Genomic DNA, 21457 nt, shown 5'->3' on the forward strand with positions numbered 1-21457 from the left:
ACTATTCGGTGACCCAATATGAAAAATCAGTATAGTTTCAATAACAACCGATAATTCATGTAGGTTTGTAAGGGGGGAATTGAGTGCCATGTTACCGCTGTTAACACAAATTAACCAGTTCATAGGCGCAGAATGCTTTACAAATACCCCCAAATCAGATTAGAATTTCGCACCATTTTAATCGACTGACACTTTGACGTCAGTATTAAACCGAATCACTCTGAGGTGAGTATTACATGCCAGTAATCAAAGTACGTGAAAACGAACCGTTTGACGTAGCACTACGTCGTTTCAAGCGCTCTTGCGAAAAAGCAGGTATCCTTTCTGAAGTTCGTCGTCGTGAGCACTTCGAAAAGCCAACAACTGTACGTAAGCGTGCTAAAGCAGCGGCAGTTAAGCGTCACCTGAAGAAATTGGCTCGCGAAAACGCGCGTCGCGTTCGTCTGTACTAATCGTTAGATTATAAACAGAAGGATCGCGTAATGACTCTTATTGAACGCCTAAAAAGCGAACAAATAGCGGCGATGAAGGCGAAGGATAAACCTCGTCTTGGTGCCATCCGTTTGGTGCTTGCTGCAATTAAACAACGCGAAGTTGACGAAAAGATCACTCTTTCCGATGACGACGTGTTAGTAGTGTTGACCAAAATGGTGAAACAACGTCGTGACTCTGTAGCTCAATATGAAGCTGCAGGCCGTCAAGATCTTGCTGATGTTGAACATGCTGAAATCAGTGTTCTTGCAGAATTTATGCCTCAACCATTAAGTGAAGATGAAATCTCTGCTTTGATGGATGAAGCTATTGCTGCAACGGGTGCTGCTAGCATGCAAGATATGGGTAAGGTTATGGGCGTACTGAAACCGCAAATTCAGGGTCGTGCCGATATGGGGATTGTTAGCAAGCTGGTGAAAATCAAGCTCGGTTAATCACTCCTCTTATTCTGCAACAAGCCGTGCTATTCTTTTGGAATGCGCGGCTTGTTTGTATCTGACAATCCCACTTTAACGGGCCACCGTTACACTCTTTATTGACTTACTCTAGGTTGTTTACTTTGTTATGGCAGGAAAAATACCGCGTTCATTTATCGATGATTTAATCTCTCGACATGATATTGTCGATGTCATTGACGCGCGTGTAAAACTCAAAAAACAAGGCAAGAACTTTGGTGCTTGTTGTCCATTTCATAATGAAAAAACACCATCTTTTTCGGTAAGCCAAGAAAAACAGTTCTATCATTGTTTTGGGTGTGGTGTTCACGGCAATGTACTTGACTTCGTAATGGAGTATGATCGATTAGAGTTTGTTGATGCCATTGAAGAGCTTGCTTCACAGTTAGGGTTAGAAGTTCCACGAGAAAATGATGGCACTGCGCCACGTGGTCCTAAAGCTGCTGATAAACGTAATTACTATGAGTTGATGAGCCAAGTTTCACAGTTTTATCAATCACAATTACGCGCACCAGAAGCACAAGTTGCCATTGATTACCTTAAAGGTCGAGGCTTATCTGGCGATGTTGTAAAGAAATTTAATATCGGTTTTATTCCTGATCAATGGGACATGGTTCGCACCCGCTTTGGGCGTGATAATGAATCGCAAAAAGCACTTGTAAACACTGGAATGCTGATCGAAAACGACCAAGGTCGTCGTTATGATCGCTTTCGTGGCAGAGTGATGTTTCCGATTCATGATCGCCGTGGACGTGTGATTGGTTTTGGTGGTCGAGTATTAGGTGATGGTACACCGAAATACCTTAACTCACCGGAAACGGATATTTTTCATAAAGGCCGTGAGCTTTACGGTTTATATGAAGTTTTACAAACCCATCGTGAGCCTGAAAAAATCATGGTGGTAGAAGGTTATATGGATGTGGTAGCTTTGGCCCAATTTGGTGTCGATTACGCTGTCGCATCCCTAGGAACGGCTACTACGGGCGATCATATTCAAAGTCTATTCCGTCAAACTAGTACCGTTGTGTGTTGTTATGATGGTGACCGTGCTGGACGTGAAGCTGCATGGCGAGCAATGGAACAAGCATTACCCTTTCTCACCGATGGCCGCCAGTTAAAATTTATGTTTTTACCCGATGGCGAAGATCCAGATTCGTGTATTCGTGCTGAAGGGAAAACCCAATTTGAGCAACGCATTGATACTGCGACAACATTATCTGACTTTTTATTTAACAGCTTAATGGTTCAAATTGATACTAGTAGTCGTGAAGGAAAAGCCAAATTAACCACCCTAGCGGTTCCTTTAATTGATAAAGTACCAGGTGGTACGCTACGACTATACTTGCGAGAGTTGTTGGGTAAAAAACTCGGTTTACCCGATGAAGCACAATTACAACAATTACTCTCAAAACATGGTCAAGTCACCAAGCCTGTCGGCCAAGTACAAATTAAACGCACCCCGATGCGAGAAGTTATTGCCTTGCTGATTCAGCATCCACACTTTGTGCAACAACTTGAATTTGATATGGATGCATTTACTGGTATTGAGCTTGCCGGCTTAAATTTATTGCTCTCGATAGTTGATAAATGCCGAAACAACCCCAATATTAGCACAGGACAGCTTTTAGAATATTGGCGTGGCACCAAGAATGAAGCCATGATGGCTCGGCTTGCCGCGTGGGAGTTGCCGTTGTCAAATGATGAAGACAACAGCCTCGATGTATTTTTAGACGCAATGGATAAAATAATTATCCAATGTGTTAATCAACAAATTGAACAGTTGCAGACTAAATCAAGAACTGTCGGCTTATCAGTCGAAGAAAAGCAGGAGTTACAGCTATTAACGCTGAATCGCCCTGTCTAATAAGTAGTCAACAATTAAGAAATTTGTTATAATGACTGGTTTGCAACTCTGCATACTAAATTATCACTCAGACCCGAAGTTGGATACCGTCTATGGAGCAAAATCCGCAGTCACAGCTAAAGTTACTTGTTGCTAAAGGCAAGGAACAAGGCTATCTGACCTACGCCGAAGTAAATGACCACCTACCAGAAGATATCGTTGATTCTGATCAGGTTGAAGACATTATTCAAATGATTAATGACATGGGCATTAAGGTAGTTGAAACTGCCCCTGATGCCGATGAACTCATGATGACTGAAGATAATGCCGACGAAGACGCCATTGAAGCAGCGGCGCAAGCATTATCAAGCGTAGAAAGCGAGATCGGTCGCACAACTGACCCAGTACGTATGTACATGCGTGAAATGGGTACGGTTGAACTACTTACTCGCGAAGGCGAAATTGATATCGCAAAACGCATTGAAGATGGTATTAACCAAGTTCAATGTTCTGTTGCTGAATACCCTTCAGCAATCGCTCACTTACTTGAGCAGTTTGACAAAGTTGAAGCTGATGAACTTCGTCTAACTGATATCATTTCAGGCTTTGTTGATCCAAACGAAGAAGCGACCGCAGCACCAACAGCAACGCACATTGGTTCAGAGCTAAGCGAAACTGATCTTGAAGATGAAGATAAAGATCTTGAAGACGATGATGACGATGATGATGAGACAGACGAAGAAGAAGACGACGGTAGCATTGACCCAGAACTAGCACGTGAAAAGTTCCTAGAACTACGTCAGTCCTATGAAAAAATGGCGTTAGCTATTAGTGAAAATGGTCGTCAACACGCTACTACCGAAGTTGCCGTTGAAGAGTTATCAGAAATCTTCAAGCAATTCCGTCTGATTCCAAAGCAATTTGACCGTCTAGTTAGCTCACTACGTGATTCTATGGATAAGGTACGCACTAACGAGCGTCTTATCATGCGTATGTGTGTTGATAACAGCAAAATGCCAAAGAAAACATTCATTAGCCTATTTGGTGGTAATGAATCAAACAGTGATTGGATTGACACTGCACTTAACTCAGGCAAGCCTTACGCTGAACGTCTAAAGAACTATGAAGAAGATCTTCGCCGTTCGACGTTAAAGCTGCGCATACTAGAGCAAGAAACCGGCCTATCTATTGAGCGCATCAAAGATATTAGTCGTCGCATGTCAATTGGTGAGGCGAAAGCACGCCGTGCGAAAAAAGAGATGGTTGAAGCAAACTTGCGTCTTGTTATCTCTATTGCCAAAAAGTACACCAACCGTGGCCTACAATTCTTGGATCTTATCCAAGAAGGTAATATCGGTCTAATGAAAGCGGTTGATAAATTTGAATACCGTCGTGGTTACAAATTCTCAACTTACGCAACATGGTGGATCCGTCAGGCAATCACACGTTCAATCGCTGACCAAGCGCGTACTATTCGTATTCCAGTACACATGATTGAAACCATCAACAAATTGAATCGTATCTCACGTCAGATGCTTCAAGAGATGGGTCGTGAGCCGTTACCTGAAGAATTGGCTGAACGCATGCAAATGCCGGAAGACAAAATCCGCAAGGTATTGAAGATTGCTAAAGAGCCAATCTCAATGGAAACTCCTATCGGTGATGATGAAGATTCGCACCTAGGTGATTTCATTGAAGATACAACACTTCAACTACCAATGGATGCAGCAACGGCAACAAACTTGCGCGCTGCAACTAACGATGTACTAGCTGGCCTAACGCCACGTGAAGCTAAAGTACTTCGTATGCGTTTTGGTATCGATATGAATACCGATCATACGCTAGAAGAAGTGGGTAAGCAGTTTGATGTTACTCGTGAGCGTATCCGTCAGATCGAAGCGAAAGCGTTACGTAAATTACGTCACCCTAGCCGTTCTGATGTACTTCGTAGTTTCCTTGACGAATAAGTACACGCAATAATGTCATCAAAAAAGCGAGCCTTGAGCTCGCTTTTTTATTATATGCAATAACAACATTAAAAGTTTGAGATACCGATTCTGTTTTTCTAACTGTCGAAAAAGCAAACAATTTTTTAGCGTTAATCGCTAGACAAGCGTTTCGCCATCCCCTATAATTTGCCGCATATGGCCCCTTAGCTCAGTGGTTAGAGCAGGCGACTCATAATCGCTTGGTCCCCAGTTCAAGTCTGGGAGGGGCCACCAAAATTCAAAAAGGCTGAAGTATTTTACTTCAGCCTTTTTTGGTTTTTAACGACAGTAAAATAATCAATACGGTATATTTTACTGTCGTGCCAGCATAAAAAATATCATTAACACACTGACACTTGATAAATAGCAAAGCTTTGTTTTTATTTTTCCACATAATCATCATTTTTATGTCACACGTACCATCGACAATGAACAGCTATATCTCAGGGTGCTAAATGGTGGAATATCTGCTATAATCCTGCGCTTGAATATTGAGGTTGATATCAATGTTTCATAGGCATTTTTTGCTTGTTCACTCTTAATCGTGACGGACTGAATGTCGTTTTCCAACATGTGTATGAACTTTACAAAAGCGCATTAACGCTTTTTTAAAGTAATATTTAAAGAGTTTTTTATTTATTCATTACTCACTATCAGATAACAAAATAAGTTGATTATTTGATAATGGTTAATGTTAATTTTCCCTTGGGTAGCAAGTTCGTCCGGAGAGTATCCTCAATGAAAAAGACCAAGATCGTATGTACGATTGGACCGAAAACTGAATCTGTAGAAATGCTTACTAAACTAGCTAACGCTGGTATGAACGTAATGCGTCTTAACTTCTCGCACGGTGACTTTGAAGAGCACGGTCAGCGTATCACTAACTTACGTGAAGTTATGGCTAATACAGGCAAAGAACTAGCAATTTTGCTAGATACTAAAGGTCCTGAAATTCGTACTATCAAGCTAGAAGGTGGTAATGACTTCACTCTAGTGGCTGGTCAAGATTTCACTTTCACAACAGATACATCTGTAATCGGTAACCAAGACCGTGTGGCTGTGACTTACCCTGGTTTTGCTAAAGACCTAGTAAAAGGCAACATTATCCTTGTAGACGACGGTCTAATTGAAATGGAAGTGTTGGAAACAACAGAAACTGAAGTTAAGTGTAAAGTACTTAACAGCGGTGACCTAGGTGAAAACAAAGGTGTTAACCTTCCTGGCGTTTCAGTAAAACTTCCAGCACTTGCTGAAAAAGATAAAGCTGACCTTAAGTTTGGTTGTGAGCAAGGTGTTGATTTCGTTGCTGCATCTTTCATCCGTAAGGCTGAAGACGTATTAGAAATCCGTGCGCTACTAGAAGCAAACGGCGGCGCTAACATTCAAATCATCTCTAAGATCGAAAACCAAGAAGGTGTTGATAACTTTGACGCTATTCTTGAAGCATCTGACGGTATCATGGTTGCTCGTGGTGACCTTGGTGTTGAGATTCCAGTTGAAGAAGTTATCTTTGCTCAAAAGATGATGATCGAGAAGTGTAACCGCGCTCGTAAAGTTGTTATCACTGCAACTCAAATGCTTGATTCAATGATCAAGAACCCACGTCCAACACGCGCAGAAGCGGGTGATGTTGCTAACGCAATCATGGATGGTACTGATGCAGTAATGCTTTCTGGTGAGTCAGCTAAGGGTAAATACCCAATTGAAGCTGTAACTATCATGGCGCAAATCTGTGCACGTACAGACAAAGTACTTAAAGCTGAGCTAGGTTCACGTCTAGATAGCCCACGTCTACGTATCACTGAAGCGGTATGTAAAGGTGCAGTTGATACAGCTGAGAAGCTAGGTGCTCCACTGATCATCGTTGCAACAGAAGCAGGTAAATCTGCTCGTTCAATCCGTAAATATTTCCCAACAGCACGTATCCTTGCTGTAACAACAAATACTAAGACAGCAGCTCAGCTATGTCTTTCTAAAGGTGTTACACCTGTTGTTGTTGAGTCAATTGACAGCACTGACGCATTCTACCTTCGTGGTAAAGAACTAGCGTTAGAAACTGGTCTTGGCGCTAAAGGCGATATCGTAGTAATGGTTTCTGGTGCACTTGTTGCTTCAGGTACAACTAATACTGCATCTGTTCACGTACTATAATCGTTCGTAAACAGCTATAAAAAAGGGAGCTTTGGCTCCCTTTTTATTTGGAAAAACTGCGCTATTTCTAATCTTATTAGCTTTCAATGTTAACAATCCCTTCCTAATTTATAAAACCACCAACAACCAAACCTTGCTGACTTATCATTTTATAAATATATAGCTCACAATTGTTATATTCTTAGTATCAATCCATTCTAATCCTTGTTTATCACTCTCTTTAATGTTTAAGCGATAAACAAAGCCAGTTATACTTCTTATCAATAGATACTAATACACATAACATTGACAATGTTATGTGTATATTGTGTCGAATAACAATAACAACAAAGAGGGAAACTGTGTCCAGTCCTACGCAAACAAATAAAATCATGGAGGTCATACGACAAGATATTTTGCTTGGCAAATTGACTCCCGGACAAAAGCTAGTTGTTGCCGATTTAAAAGAACATTACCAAGTCGGCGCTTCACCTATTCGTGAAGCTCTTGTCCAATTATCGTGGAAAAAATACGTCAAGTTTGCACCACAAAAAGGCTGCTGGGTGGCACCAGTATCTGTAGAGGAATTGACAGATCTTTTCAATGCTCATCAATTAATCTCACATGAACTGTTAAAAAAAGCGATTTTACAAGGTAATGAAGCTTGGGAACTCAACATCCTAACCAGTTACCATAAGTTAAGCCGCCTTAACCCAACGTCTGATGACGCTGATCTTTCTGAGTGGGAACAACGCCATGGCGATTTTCATATTGCTATTTTATCTGGCAGTAACTCACCAGTGTTACTTGATCTTTATGTGGATATCTACGAACAAATTAAACGTTATCGCCACATTTGGCTGAGCAACTTACGCGATAGTGACAGCCGTTATAATGATGAAGGTGAACATGAAGCATTAATGAAAGCGGTATTAGATCGTGATATTGAGCTTGCCCAAACGATTCTAAATAACCACTCTAAAAATGCTGTTAGCTCTGTTAGGCCTTATCTCTAGTTTGACACTAATAATTAAATAAAAACCCATGACACATTGATGGCATGGGTTTTCCTTTATACGGTTGCAACTATATTTTTAGCGCCCGCTCACCACGAGCAAGGCCAACAACACCACTACGCGCAACTTCAATAATGTCAGTCGCCTCACTAACTGCGGCTAAAAAGGCATCGAGTTTTTCGCTGGTACCCGTTACTTGGATGGTATAAATCTGACTGGTCACATCAACAATCAAACCACGGAATATATCCGCTGTACGTTTTACTTCTGCACGAGCAAAACCACTGGCTTTGACTTTTACGAGCATTAACTCACGCTCAATATGATCCGATTCAGTAATATTACTGACTTTTAAAATATCAATTAACTTATGCAGTTGTTTCTCTATTTGTTCGTAGGCCGCTTCATCTTTAACATGAGTGGTAATATTTAACCGTGATAATGTAGCATCATCAGTAGGGGCTACGGTTAATGACTCAATATTATAGCCCCGCTGAGAAAACAACCCCACCACTCGAGAAAGTGCACCGGGCTGGTTTTCAAGTAATACCGAAATAATTCTACGCATTAAGTTCGCTCCGTCTTGCTTAACCACATATCACTCATTGCACCACCACGAATAAGCATTGGATACACATGCTCAGTTTCATCAACACTAATATCAATAAATACCAACTTATCTTTTAAGGCTAATGCTTGCTCTAATTGCTGATCCAGTAATTTGGGATCAGAGATCCTTACGCCAACATGACCATAGGCTTCTGAAATAGCAGCAAAATCAGGTACAGAATCCATGTAAGATTGAGAATGACGGCCTTGATAAATCATATCTTGCCATTGCTTTACCATGCCTAAAAAACGGTTATTGAGGTTGATAATTTTCACTGGAATATCGTATTGCAATGCGGTTGAAAGCTCTTGAATATTCATTTGAATACTGCCATCCCCCGTTACACACACCACTTCAGCATCAGGCAGTGCAAACTTCACTCCCATCGCGGCGGGTAACCCAAAGCCCATGGTGCCAAGTCCACCAGAGTTAATCCAACGCCGAGGCTTATCAAACGGATAATACAAAGCAGCAAACATTTGATGCTGACCAACATCAGAGGTGACATACGCATCGCCACCAGTAAGACGGTACAAAGATTCAATCACCTGTTGCGGCTTAATACGCTCACTGGTGGTGTCATACCGTAAACACTGACGCTGACGCCAAGTTGCAATTTGTTGCCACCACGGTTGCAATAATTGTTGATGCTCAGCACTATCTTGTTCACTAATTAGCTTTAGCATACTGGTAAGTACAATCTCTGCCGAACCAACAATCGGAATATCAACCGCGACTGTTTTTGATATCGATGATGGATCTATATCGATATGCATAATGGTGGCATTTGGGCAATATTTCTCAAGATTATTAGTGGTTCGATCATCAAACCTAACCCCAATACCAAAAATTAAATCTGCGTTATGCATTGCCATATTTGCTTCATAGGTACCATGCATACCGAGCATGCCTAGACATTTCTGATGTGTACCTGGAAAAGCGCCAAGTCCCATGAGGGTATTAACCACCGGAATATTTAAACTTTCAGCTAAGGTCATTAGTTGCTCACTGCAACTTGACATAATTGCACCGCCACCGACATAGAGCACGGGTTGTTTGGCAGCCAATAAGGCTTTTACACCACGTTTAATCTGACCTTTGTGGCCTTGTGTAGTTGGATTATATGAACGTAATGCAATCGACTCAGGATATTGATACGGATAGGTTTGTGCCGGATTGAGCATATCTTTAGGTATATCGACCACAACAGGACCAGGACGGCCACTTGCAGCAATATAGAAAGCTTTTTTGATAATAGTAGGAATATCTTCAGGTTTTGTTACTAGAAAGCTGTGCTTAACCACAGGTCGTGATATACCAACCATATCACACTCTTGAAAAGCATCATTACCAATCAGATTACTCATCACTTGGCCAGACAATACCACTAATGGAATTGAGTCCATATACGCTGTTGCAATGCCCGTAATCGCATTCGTTGCGCCTGGGCCTGAAGTAACGAGCACGACACCAACATCACCAGTTGCTCGTGCATAGCCATCAGCCATATGTACTGCAGCTTGCTCATGGCGTACTAGCACATGTTCAATATCACTTTTTTCATGCAGTGCGTCATAAATATCAAGAACCGAACCTCCGGGATAACCGAAGATATGCTTAACGCCTTGATCGATCATTGATCGAACGATCATATCTGCGCCAGACAACATTTCCATATTTTGTCTCCAGATCGATGAAACATAGTTAGGGCTTATTTTTAGCCTAATAAAATACATGGCTAAGCATGCTATGTTTATCACTGTTGTAATAACAACCGCGAATAACTGCAACAACCTTAACGCTTTTGCAGCATTCATTGCTAGATCAAAATAGGAATTTACGGTTTTTATCTGCCGTGAGTGTTATTCCCAATGCTTTATATAAAAATTAACTAACAAGCTGCTAGTAACGACTATTACCAACTAATAAATTAGAGCTTATCACTATATAACAACCATAAAAAAAGAAGCCAAATAGGCTTCTTTCTTAAATATAAGCAAAAAACAACTTAGTCGTCTTTTTGTTGGGCTTTTTTATGGCTCTCTTCGTACATATGTTCAATCTCTTTGTGGTAACGATCTTGAATCACTTTACGACGTAATTTTTGAGTTGGTGTAAGTTCACCTTTATCCATCGAAAACGACTTTGGCAATAAGGTGAATTTTTTCACTTGTTCAAAACGAGCTAAATCTTTTTGAAGTTCAATAACGCGTTTTTCAATTAACTCAACAATTTGGCTATGTTTAACCAGTTCCATTCGGTCTTGATATTTAATGTTGAGTTCACGCGCATGCTCTTCTAGGGTTTCAAAGCACGGCACAATTAATGCTGATACAAACTTACGGGTATCGGCAATAACAGCAATCTGTTCAATCAAATGATCTTTACCAATCGCGCCCTCAATCACTTGTGGCGCAATATATTTACCGCCCGAGGTCTTCATCAACTCTTTGATACGATCGGTAATAAACAAGTTACCTTGCTCATCGATATAACCCGCATCACCGGTTTTTAAAAAACCATCTTCAGTAAAGTTATTTGCGGTTTCTTCGGCCATATTATAATAACCGCGCATCACCATTGGACCACGAACAAGAATTTCATTGTCCTTGCCAATTTTAACTTCAGCCCCCGGCATTGGCATACCAATTGAATCCGGATTAAAGCAGCGATCATCCCAACAAGATACCGTTGCCGTTGTTTCTGTCATGCCATAGCCTAACTTGACATTAATACCTATCGCATGGAAAAAACGGCCAATGCCTGCATCTAACTTAGCACCACCACATGGCATACACTTGATGTTACCACCCAGTACCGCGCGCAATTTAGATAGCACTATTTTATCGGCAAGGTTATAACTCTTTTTTAATAACCAAGATGGTTCGCGACATTGCTGGCGAGCAAGTGACATTCTTGCTCCCATATTCACAGCCCAAGTAAAAATAATCTTACGTTGAAACGGTGCTCGCGACACTTTTTCATGAACGCCAGAATATATTTTCTCGTATACCCGTGGCACAGCAGACATGTAGTTAGGCTTAACATCCACCAACGCTTCTTTAAGCTTATTGGTATCAGAAAGGTAACAGTTAATCACACCACGGTGTAATACATAAAATGTCCAAGCCCGCTCAAACACATGTGATAACGGCAAAAAGCACAATGAAGTATCACCTTCATCAAGTGCTAATCGTTCATCATGCGCAATAATTTGTGAGGCTATATTGGCATAATCTAACATCACCCCTTTTGGCGTACCGGTAGTGCCAGAGGTATAAATCAGGGTTAATAAATCATCCATGACTAGATTATCAAGACGCATATCTAGCTCAGGTTGATGCTCTGCACTTGCGGTCTTTAAAAAGTCAGCATAATGACAAACTAAAGGGTGCTGAGGTAATTCAACATCATCGGTTAGTGCGACAATGCGTTCTAAATTTGGACATTGATCAGCAATCGCAACAGCAGTATTTAGCTGTGCTTGCTCGCCAACAAACAGTACTTTAACATTCGAATCTTGCAGAATATAAGCCGTTTGTTGAGCTGTATTGGTTGGGTAAATAGGAACCGTAACACAACGGCTATACAGTGAGGCAAAATCAGCAACAGTCCAACGAGGCATATTATTAGCAAAGATACCCACTTTATCTTGTACTGCCAGCCCTTGATTTAACAATGCTAATGCTAATTGTTGAATTTTTTCACCAAAATTATTCCAGCTAATATCTTGCCACTCACCATTAACTTGATGACGTAAAGCAGGACTGTCGCCTAAGCGCGCAACTTGCTGACGAATACGGTGAACAATATGGAAATCATGTTGTGCCATAAGTACTCTATTTTTTTAGCTTACACTTGTAAGCTTATTTTGAGAGGTGCAGTCTACAATTCAGTCTTTAAAAAGCCAACTATAATGCATATTAAATTATAGGTTCTAATGATCCATATCACTCTATACCTGCTTACTTATTGTCTTCAATAACTTTTTAACTAAACAGTAAAAGTGTAAGAATCTATAAATAACATGGCCTAATAACCAAAAATCGTAATAAATAATTAGCCTAGAAATATCAGCTTAAAGTCATGCCAATCAAAATACCGTTACGTTAGCTGGTATAATTTTATTCAACCAATAAAAAAGCCAGCATTTAAGCTGGCTTTATAGTAGCGCTATATCAATTATTAGCTGGTCAGATCACCACAGATAGCCATTAGTTGATCACGCATCCAGATATTACCTTTATCTTTCTGTGTAGATTCATGCCAGCTTAGGTAGCCGGTGATCTTAGCGTTAGCAAATGGTAATGGTAATACCTTAAGTTGTAAGTTGTCGGCAGACGCTTCTGCTAACCAGCGCGGAGCAACAGCAATCAACTCAGATTGGCTAACGACAAACATAATGTCGTTTAGACTTGCACCTTGATATGCATCCTGACAATTTACTGCGCTGTGGTTATAAATGTCATCAGCGAACATTTTGACATCTGATACTGATTTTAGAACTGCATGCATTTCAGTATTAAACTCATCAGCAGAGATACTGTCGCCAATACGTGGGTGATTATTAGCGACAATTGCTACTAACTCATCGCAAAATAGTTCGGTGCTACAAAAACCATCTTCGTCAAAACGTGCGTAATCAATTACAAAATCCACTTCTTGATAACGCATTTTTTGTGGTAATTCTGCATCTAATTCCGCTTCTAGTTGAAGCTGAATATTTGGTGCTTGCTCGCGCATCGTCGATAATACTGTTGGTGCAAAACGCATATCGGAAGGACTACAAATGGCAAGTTTAAAAGTGCGGTTTGATGTTAATGGCGTAAAGATAGAACATGGTAATTCATTTTTTACTAACTGTAGTGCCTGACGTAATGGACCAAACAATTGTTTAGCGCGTTGCGTTGGTTGAATACCACGGCCGTGGCGAATAAATAATTCATCATTAAACATCACTTTTAAACGTGCAACTGCATTACTTACTGCTGGTTGCGACATACCTAAATTTTGCGCGGCACGAGTAATATTTTGTTCCTGCATAACAGCATCAAAAACGGTTAATAAATTAAGATCAACACTGCGTAATGTTGATTCCATGCTGTAATTATCAACGGCAGAAACTGAAGTAGTCGTTCGGCTCATGGTATACCTCTAAAATTTAATTATTATTAGTGCATCGCAATGCCATACTCACTTAGACGTTATTTTAATTATCTACAGTGTCTGCTTTGAATGCCCTTGTTGGGATGCGCTAAGTATCAACTATATAGATTGATGAAACTAATAATAGAAAATAAGATAATATGAACAGCCACTTATTTAATTCCAATTCAGGAAAATAAAACCAAAAATATCAACAGCATAGATATTAAATCAAGAATTTTAAATTTAATATAAATAAAACGATCGTTAATAAAATAAGATAAAATAGCGTTTTTATTTCAAGAATTATCATTTATTTTCAATTTAAAATTCACAACGAAAATAATATAGACTTATTATATATTTAATTTTTGTATGTATTTGAAGTTAATAATTACTGCTATATAAATATAATGATTAGTAGCAATTACTAATTATTATATTATTGATAAAATCTATAATTGATATTCTTATTAATATTAACTTCTATCTTTTCATCTCAAAGTTAGCAAGCGCTCACACTTAAACCTTTTTAGCACTATCTTGTTCGCTTTTGATAGCATAACTCCACGTGTAAAGTACAAAAAAAACACAACTTTTGGTTGACCTATAGCCTGTCTATTTGATATTCATTTGTTAACCAAATTAATTTAAGTCTTTAATAAAATGAAAACACGTTTCTCTATCCTCTTAGCACTCCTCCTTATCGTGACATAATCACGCGGGTTGCTATCAAGTGGGAAACACCACCAAAGATTTCAAAACCCGCGCAAACAAGCGCGGGTTTTTTCATATTTTGACCAGCGCAAGTGAATGCGGAACTCAGCCTTATATCGGCTTATATTTAAAAAGGATGTCACTATGAAAGATCAGGTCATTATTTTTGATACAACCTTGCGTGATGGCGAGCAAGCATTATCAGCCAGTTTAACCGTTAAAGAAAAATTGCAAATAGCCTATGCGCTTGAACGTTTAGGTGTCGATGTCATCGAGGCTGGCTTTCCTATCTCATCTCCTGGTGATTTTGAATCAGTACAGACTATCGCTAAGCACATTAAACATAGTCGTATCTGCGCCCTTTCTCGTGCCGTTGCAAAAGATATTGATGTTGCCGCTGAATCATTAAAAGTCGCCGAAGCATTTCGCATTCATACCTTTATTTCAACCTCAACTGTTCATGTGCAAGATAAGCTTCGTCGTAGCTATGATGATGTGATTGAAATGGGTGTTGCAGCTGTAAAACGAGCGCGTAAATATACAGATGATGTCGAATTCTCCTGTGAGGATGCAGGGCGGACACCGATTGATAACCTGTGTCGCATGGTAGAGGCCGCCATCAATGCCGGTGCCAATACCATTAATATTCCAGATACTGTTGGCTATACTCTGCCAAGTGAGTTTGGCGGCATTATTAGCCAGCTATTTGATCGAGTACCGAATATAGATAAAGCCGTCATCTCTGTTCACTGCCATGATGATCTTGGCATGTCGGTGGCTAACTCAATGGCAGCAATTCAAGCTGGTGCTCGTCAAGTGGAAGGGACGATAAATGGTCTGGGTGAACGTGCAGGTAACTGTGCCCTAGAAGAAATAGCGATGATCATTAAAACTCGTCAATCACTTTTGGGTGTCCATACTAATATCAAACATGACGAAATTCACCGCACCAGTAAAATGGTCAGTCAGCTATGCAATATGCCAATTCAAGCTAATAAAGCCATTGTTGGTGGCAATGCTTTTAGTCACTCCTCAGGTATTCACCAAGATGGAATGCTGAAAAATAAAAACACCTACGAGATCATGACACCAACCTCTATCGGCCTTAAAAATCAGGCATTAAATCTGACCAGTCGTTCTGGCCGAGCTGCCGTTAAAAGTCATATGGATACATTAGGCTACACTGAACACGACTATGATCTAGATAAACTTTACACTGACTTCTTAAAGCTAGCCGATCGTAAAGGCCAAGTATTTGATTACGATCTAGAAGCATTAATGCATTTTGCTAACCTACGCGATGAAGATGACTTTTTCAAAATAAACTATTTAAGCGTGCAATCTGGCAGCGTGATGGCCACCACTAGCATTAAGCTTCAATGTGGCACCGAAGAAAAATGTGAAGCTGCTGTGGGCAACGGGCCAGTCGATGCACTTTATCAATGCATCTATCGTCTAACCGGTTATGAAATCGTATTAGATAAATTTGATCTTACCGCCAAAGGCGAAGGTGAAGATGGCTTAGGCCAAGCAGATATCATTGCTAATTATAAAGGTCGCAAATATCACGGCACCGGTTTAGCCACCGATATTGTTGAGGCATCAGGTCAGGCTCTGATCCATGTTATCAATAGTATTCATCGCGCAGATCAAATCGCGACCATCAAACAACAAAATAGCCAATAACTGATTAAAGAATTCAATTTTATTTTTGGTACATTACGGAGAGCATCTACCATGGCAGGTTCATATAATATAGCAGTACTACCCGGTGACGGTATTGGCCCAGAAGTCATGCAGCAAGCACACAAAGTATTGGCTGCGGTACAACAACAATTCGATATAACACTTCATTGCCATCAGTTTGATGTTGGCGGTATTGCAATAGATAACCATGGTTGTCCACTGCCCTCAATTACCTTAAAGGGCTGTGAAGCGGCAGATGCAATATTGTTTGGCTCTGTAGGTGGCCCTAAATGGGAACACCTAGCACCCAATGACCAACCTGAACGTGGCGCTCTATTACCGCTGCGCAAGCACTTTCAACTATTTTGTAATCTACGTCCGGCACAAATTCACCGTGGTTTAGAACGCTTCTCACCATTGCGCGCTGATATTTCTGAGCGGGGTTTTGATATTGCAGTCGTACGCGAACTCACTGGCGGTATTTACTTTGGTCAACCCAAAGGCCGTGAAGGTGAAGGTGCACAAGAAAAAGCATTTGATACTGAAATTTATCATCGTTATGAAATTGAGCGGATTGCAAAAATTGCGTTTGAATCAGCACGATTACGCCGTAAAAAAGTATGTTCAATTGATAAAGCTAACGTTCTACAAAGCTCAATTTTATGGCGAGAAGTGGTTGAAGAAGTTGCCGTTGATTATCCCGATGTCAGCTTAACTCACATGTATATTGATAACGCCACCATGCAGCTAATCAAAGATCCATCGCAGTTTGATGTGATGCTATGTTCAAATATTTTTGGCGATATTATTTCTGACGAATGCGCCATGATCACAGGCTCAATGGGCATGTTGCCATCTGCAAGTTTAAATCAACAAAAATTTGGTATGTATGAGCCTGCTGGCGGCTCAGCACCTGATATTGCAGGTCAAAATATTGCCAATCCGATTGCACAGATTCTATCAGCAGCCTTAATGCTACGTTATAGCCTTGGTGAAGAAGAAGCGGCACGCGCCATAGAAAGAGCGGTTGCTCAAGCACTAGAAGCAGGAGAGCTGACAGCAGACTTAGCTGGCACTGGTACCGCCCTAACCACCAGCGAAATGGGTGACAAAATCGCAGCCTATATTCAACAAGCATAAGGAGCATCATTATGTCGAATAACACACCGTCAACGACTGCTAAAACACTCTATCAAAAAGTTTATGATGCTCATGTCGTTGTTGCAGCGGCGGGTGAAAACCCAATTTTGTACATTGATCGTCATTTAGTGCATGAAGTTACCTCACCGCAAGCATTTGATGGTTTACGCGAAAAAGGTCGTCGTGTTCGCCAAGTAGCTAAAACCTTTGCCACTATGGATCATAATGTTTCTACTCAAACCAAAGACATCAACGCATCAGGTGAAATGGCCCGAATCCAAATGGAAACACTTGCCAAGAACTGTGCTGATTTTGGGGTTACATTATATGACTTAAACCATAAATATCAGGGTATTGTCCATGTAATGGGACCTGAACTTGGGATTACCTTACCCGGTATGACTATTGTTTGTGGCGACTCACATACCGCCACCCATGGTGCCTTTGGCGCCTTAGCTTTCGGTATTGGCACCTCGGAAGTAGAACACGTATTAGCCACTCAAACTCTAAAACAATCTCGTGCTAAAACCATGAAGATTGAAGTTAACGGCAAAGTGGCGGCAGGCATTACCGCGAAAGATATCGTATTGGCCATTATCGGCAAAACCACAGCTGCAGGCGGAACCGGTTATGTGGTTGAGTTCTGTGGTGAAGCGATCACCGACCTTAGTATGGAAGGTCGTATGACAGTGTGTAACATGGCCATTGAACTCGGTGCGAAAGCTGGCTTAATTGCACCAGATCAAACCACCTTTGATTATATTAAAGATCGTGAATTTGCACCGAAAGACGCTGACTTTAATGCCGCAGTAGAATACTGGACATCATTAAAATCTGATCCTGATGCCGAGTTTGATGCCGTTGTAACGCTTGATGCTAAAGAGATAAAGCCGCAAGTCACATGGGGTACCAATCCAGGCCAAGTGATTGCAGTAGATGAACCGATTCCAGCGCCTGAAAGTTTTACTGATCCAGTAGAACAAACCTCAGCTAAAAAAGCATTAGCCTACATGGGATTAGAAGCGCAAAAATCACTGTCTGATTACGCGGTTGATAAAGTGTTTATCGGTTCGTGTACTAACTCACGTATCGAAGATATGCGCGCAGCAGCTGCGATTGCGAAAGGTCGAAAAGTGGCTGCTAACGTCCAAGCTTTAGTCGTTCCTGGCTCAGAACAAGTCAAAGCACAAGCAGAGCAAGAAGGGTTAGATAAAATCTTCATTGATGCTGGTTTTGAATGGCGACTACCTGGGTGTTCAATGTGTTTAGCTATGAATAACGATCGCTTAGGCCCCGGTGAACGCTGTGCATCGACCAGTAACCGTAACTTTGAAGGTCGTCAAGGTCGTGATGGTCGCACCCATTTAGTTAGCCCCGCGATGGCGGCAGCGGCAGCGTGTGCAGGTCACTTTATTGATATTCGCCAACTTGATCCCGTATCTGCGTAACAAAAGGATTTGAACATGACAGGTTTTACTCAACATACCGGATTGGTGGTGCCATTAAATACTGCCAATATTGATACCGATGCCATTATTCCAAAGCAGTTTTTACAAAAAGTGACGCGCACAGGTTTTGGACAACATTTATTTCATGATTGGCGCTTTTTAGATGATGCAGGCAAACAGCCTAATCCTGATTTTATAATGAATGCTCCACGCTACCAAGGCGCTACCATTTTACTAGCACGTGAAAACTTTGGCTGTGGATCATCGCGCGAACATGCACCATGGGCATTAGCTGATTACGGCATTCAAGTCATGATTGCACCTAGCTTTGCCGATATTTTTTATGGTAATTCAATCAATAACCAAATGATTCCCGTTCGCCTGACAGATCAACAAATTGATCAATTATTTGAATTTGTTGAAACTACCGTTGGCGCAAAGATCACGGTTGATCTTGAAGCCATGACTGTCAGTGCTAATGGCCATCAATACTCTTTTGAAATTGATGAATTTAGACGCCACTGCCTATTAAACGGACTTGATAACATTGGCTTAACTCTACAACACCAAGCAAAAATTGCTGATTACGAAGCCAATATAGCCTCTTATCTTGCGTAACTCGCTCGGCTAAAAAAAACGCCTGTTCATCAGCAGGCGTTTGTTTAGCATGTCATACTGGACAGTGTAATAAATACCATTTTATGGCGGTCTTAATCGTTATCTTCTTTTATCAATGGACTATTTATGCGCGTAATCTTGAGCTTGTTATTGATGTTATGGTCAGTGAATCTTTTCGCGGCACCAAAGGCAGAACTTTTACCTTATTGGCAAGATCAACTCGCCACAGATCAACGTCAGATTGATCATCACCAATGGCAACAGCTATTGGATAAATATTTAGTCGTACAACCTCAACAAACACTGTTTCGTTATGATGCAGTTACCTCTGCCGATAAACAACTATTACAGAATTATATTAATCACTTAGCAAAACTTGATCCGCGCCAATATAATCGCAAGGTGCAATTTGCTTACTGGGTTAATCTGTATAATGCCCTAACTGTACAATTGATTATTGATAATTATCCTCTAACTTCAATTACTAAACTGGGGGGCTTTTTCAGTTTTGGACCGTGGGATCAAGCCATTGTAACTATTAATAATAAAACCCTTAGCCTTAACGATATTGAACATCGAATATTGCGCCCTATTTGGCGTGATCCTCGTATCCATTATGCGGTTAATTGTGCCAGTTTAGGCTGCCCCGATTTACTGCCACACGTGTTTGACAGCCAGCAATTAAATAGCCAACTTAATGCTGCGGCCAGTCGCTTTATTAATAGTGATAAAGGGGTAAAAATCAGCTCAAAACAAACAACTTTATCGTCTATTTATGACTGGTATGGTAGCGATTTTGGCAACCAACAAGCATTATTACAGCATATAAATCATTACCGCACCGATAATAAAATCAATGCCAATAACCTTAAATATAATTACAACTGGTTGTTAAATAGGAAGCTATAACTTAACAGCCATTACAGGTACAATAGTCGCGTTCTCATTGGGGAGCCATTAGGCTGAGATTGTTGTTATTATCTTGATTGATATAGCAGAACCCATTGAACCTGAACCAGGTAATGCTGGCGTAGGAATTGAGAAACGCACTGGTATCTACCATTGCCCATCTGCTATTACAGCTGATATTTATCCTCTCAACCCTGTGCCGCTCTCTCTTTTTATTTTGTTCGCAGGATGCTGACATCAGGAGCGCATAGTGAAAATCAGTTACACACTTTTACCGCTAATATCGATAGCGTTATTGTCAAATAACGTCTTGGCGGCCGATAACACCCTTAATGTTTATACCTACAGCTCGTTTTCATCCGAGTGGGGTCCAGGGCCTATTATCAAAAAAGCCTTTGAAGCCCAATGCAATGGTTGCAAAGTTAACTTTGTCTCTTTAGAAGATGGTGTTTCAATTCTTAATCGAGTCCGTTTAGAAGGCAGCCGTAGCCAAGCAGATATTTTATTGGGGCTTGATAACAACTTGATGACTGAAGCTAAACAAACGGGACTACTGGCAAAACAACATGTTGATCTAAGTAAATTAACCTTACCTAAAGGCTGGCATGACGATACCTTTATTCCCTATGATTACGGCTATTTTGCATTTGTTTATGACAGCACTAAATTACCCCATCCACCCACCAGTTTAAAAGCACTGGTCAACGATCAAAATATCAGTGTCATCTACCAAGATCCTCGCACTTCAACCCCAGGACAAGGGCTGATGTTATGGATGAAATCGGTATATGGTGATAAAGTCGCCGCCGCATGGCAACAGCTTGCCAAACATACGGTAACGGTCACTAAAGGCTGGTCAGAAGCTTACAGCATGTTCCTTGATGGTGAAGCCGATATGGTCTTGTCATATACCACGTCACCGGCCTATCACATCATCGAAGAGCACAAAAACCAGTATAAAGCAGCTAATTTCAAAGAAGGTCATTACATGCAAGTGGAAGTGGCCGCTAAAATGAAAAATAGTCCTCATCCTAAACTTGCCGATCAATTTATGCAGTTTATTGTTAGTGATGCTTTTCAATCTCAAATCGCGACTCACAACTGGATGTATCCAGTTACCAAACAGCCACTGCCAACTGCTTTTAAGCAATTAACCATTCCTGATAAAGCATTAGAATTTAGCGCCGATGAAGTGGCTAAAAATCGTAAAGCATGGATTCGAGAGTGGCAGCAAGCGCTGACCCAATAATGGCATACCGC

The 21457-nt window shown here is 40.8% G+C and carries 16 protein-coding genes, 1 tRNA gene and 1 riboswitch; of the genes, 13 read left to right on the forward strand and 4 right to left on the reverse strand.

All coding sequences use genetic code 11. From position 1 onward, the window contains the following. Window positions 1-236 precede the first annotated feature (236 nt). The 7 genes from rpsU (at window position 237) to PAND9192_RS16705 (ending at window position 7924) form a co-directional block, all read left to right on the forward strand. The gene (rpsU, locus tag PAND9192_RS16675) at window positions 237-452 is read left to right on the forward strand and encodes a 30S ribosomal protein S21 (RefSeq protein WP_005301411.1); all 216 of its coding nucleotides are present in this window, start codon (window positions 237-239) and stop codon (window positions 450-452) included. 30 nt (window positions 453-482) lie between these two features. Next, window positions 483-926, forward strand: coding sequence for a GatB/YqeY domain-containing protein (locus PAND9192_RS16680; protein WP_087821617.1), 444 nt, complete (start codon window positions 483-485; stop codon window positions 924-926). 130 nt (window positions 927-1056) lie between these two features. Then, window positions 1057-2811: a DNA primase gene (dnaG, locus tag PAND9192_RS16685; RefSeq protein WP_087854647.1), complete on the forward strand. Its 1755-nt coding sequence runs from the start codon at window positions 1057-1059 to the stop codon at window positions 2809-2811. Between the two features lie 92 nt (window positions 2812-2903). Then, window positions 2904-4757 (forward strand): RNA polymerase sigma factor RpoD, encoded by a 1854-nt coding sequence (gene rpoD, locus PAND9192_RS16690; protein WP_087854648.1) that lies wholly within the window; start codon window positions 2904-2906, stop codon window positions 4755-4757. A 179-nt stretch (window positions 4758-4936) separates the two neighbouring features. After that, window positions 4937-5012, forward strand: a tRNA-Ile gene (locus PAND9192_RS16695). Window positions 5013-5516: 504 nt separating this feature from the next. Further along, the gene (gene pykF / locus PAND9192_RS16700; protein WP_065166866.1) at window positions 5517-6929 is read left to right on the forward strand and encodes a pyruvate kinase PykF; all 1413 of its coding nucleotides are present in this window, start codon (window positions 5517-5519) and stop codon (window positions 6927-6929) included. A gap of 371 nt (window positions 6930-7300) precedes the next feature. Continuing rightward, entirely contained in the window at window positions 7301-7924 is a 624-nt protein-coding gene (locus PAND9192_RS16705) for an FCD domain-containing protein (protein ID WP_087854649.1), read from the forward strand. Between the two features lie 70 nt (window positions 7925-7994). Here PAND9192_RS16705 and ilvN read toward each other — a convergent pair whose 3' ends face one another. The 4 genes from ilvN to leuO all read right to left on the reverse strand — a co-directional run bounded on the left by ilvN (window position 7995) and on the right by leuO (window position 13679). Continuing rightward, window positions 7995-8492 (reverse strand): acetolactate synthase small subunit, encoded by a 498-nt coding sequence (ilvN, locus tag PAND9192_RS16710; RefSeq protein ID WP_060998518.1) that lies wholly within the window; start codon window positions 8490-8492, stop codon window positions 7995-7997. Then, entirely contained in the window at window positions 8492-10210 is a 1719-nt protein-coding gene (locus PAND9192_RS16715; RefSeq protein ID WP_087854650.1) for an acetolactate synthase 3 large subunit, read from the reverse strand. The genes ilvN and PAND9192_RS16715 overlap by 1 nt, the downstream gene beginning before the upstream one ends. Window positions 10211-10542: 332 nt before the next feature. Then, entirely contained in the window at window positions 10543-12366 is a 1824-nt protein-coding gene (locus PAND9192_RS16720) for an AMP-dependent synthetase/ligase (protein WP_087854651.1), read from the reverse strand. A gap of 353 nt (window positions 12367-12719) precedes the next feature. Next, window positions 12720-13679: a transcriptional regulator LeuO gene (gene leuO / locus PAND9192_RS16725; RefSeq protein ID WP_087845958.1), complete on the reverse strand. Its 960-nt coding sequence runs from the start codon at window positions 13677-13679 to the stop codon at window positions 12720-12722. A gap of 861 nt (window positions 13680-14540) precedes the next feature. Between leuO and leuA the strand changes: the two genes are divergently transcribed. From leuA to thiB, 6 genes are all read left to right on the forward strand, one after another. Further along, window positions 14541-16082: a 2-isopropylmalate synthase gene (gene leuA / locus PAND9192_RS16730; RefSeq protein ID WP_087854652.1), complete on the forward strand. Its 1542-nt coding sequence runs from the start codon at window positions 14541-14543 to the stop codon at window positions 16080-16082. Window positions 16083-16133: 51 nt separating this feature from the next. Then, window positions 16134-17222: a 3-isopropylmalate dehydrogenase gene (gene leuB / locus PAND9192_RS16735; protein WP_087854653.1), complete on the forward strand. Its 1089-nt coding sequence runs from the start codon at window positions 16134-16136 to the stop codon at window positions 17220-17222. Window positions 17223-17233: 11 nt separating this feature from the next. Then, complete coding sequence (gene leuC / locus PAND9192_RS16740) at window positions 17234-18670, forward strand: 3-isopropylmalate dehydratase large subunit (protein ID WP_087854654.1); 1437 nt, start codon at window positions 17234-17236, stop codon at window positions 18668-18670. Between the two features lie 15 nt (window positions 18671-18685). Then, window positions 18686-19288, forward strand: coding sequence for a 3-isopropylmalate dehydratase small subunit (gene leuD / locus PAND9192_RS16745; protein ID WP_087854655.1), 603 nt, complete (start codon window positions 18686-18688; stop codon window positions 19286-19288). Window positions 19289-19414: 126 nt separating this feature from the next. Next, the gene (locus PAND9192_RS16750) at window positions 19415-20197 is read left to right on the forward strand and encodes a DUF547 domain-containing protein (RefSeq protein WP_087854656.1); all 783 of its coding nucleotides are present in this window, start codon (window positions 19415-19417) and stop codon (window positions 20195-20197) included. A gap of 28 nt (window positions 20198-20225) precedes the next feature. Further along, window positions 20226-20342, forward strand: a riboswitch (TPP riboswitch). A gap of 105 nt (window positions 20343-20447) precedes the next feature. Then, the gene (gene thiB / locus PAND9192_RS16755) at window positions 20448-21446 is read left to right on the forward strand and encodes a thiamine ABC transporter substrate binding subunit (protein WP_087854657.1); all 999 of its coding nucleotides are present in this window, start codon (window positions 20448-20450) and stop codon (window positions 21444-21446) included. The last annotated feature ends 11 nt before the right edge of the window (window positions 21447-21457 follow it).

The sequence above is a fragment of the Photobacterium andalusiense genome, assembly GCF_900185625.1.
GTDB lineage: Bacteria > Pseudomonadota > Gammaproteobacteria > Enterobacterales > Vibrionaceae > Photobacterium > Photobacterium aquimaris.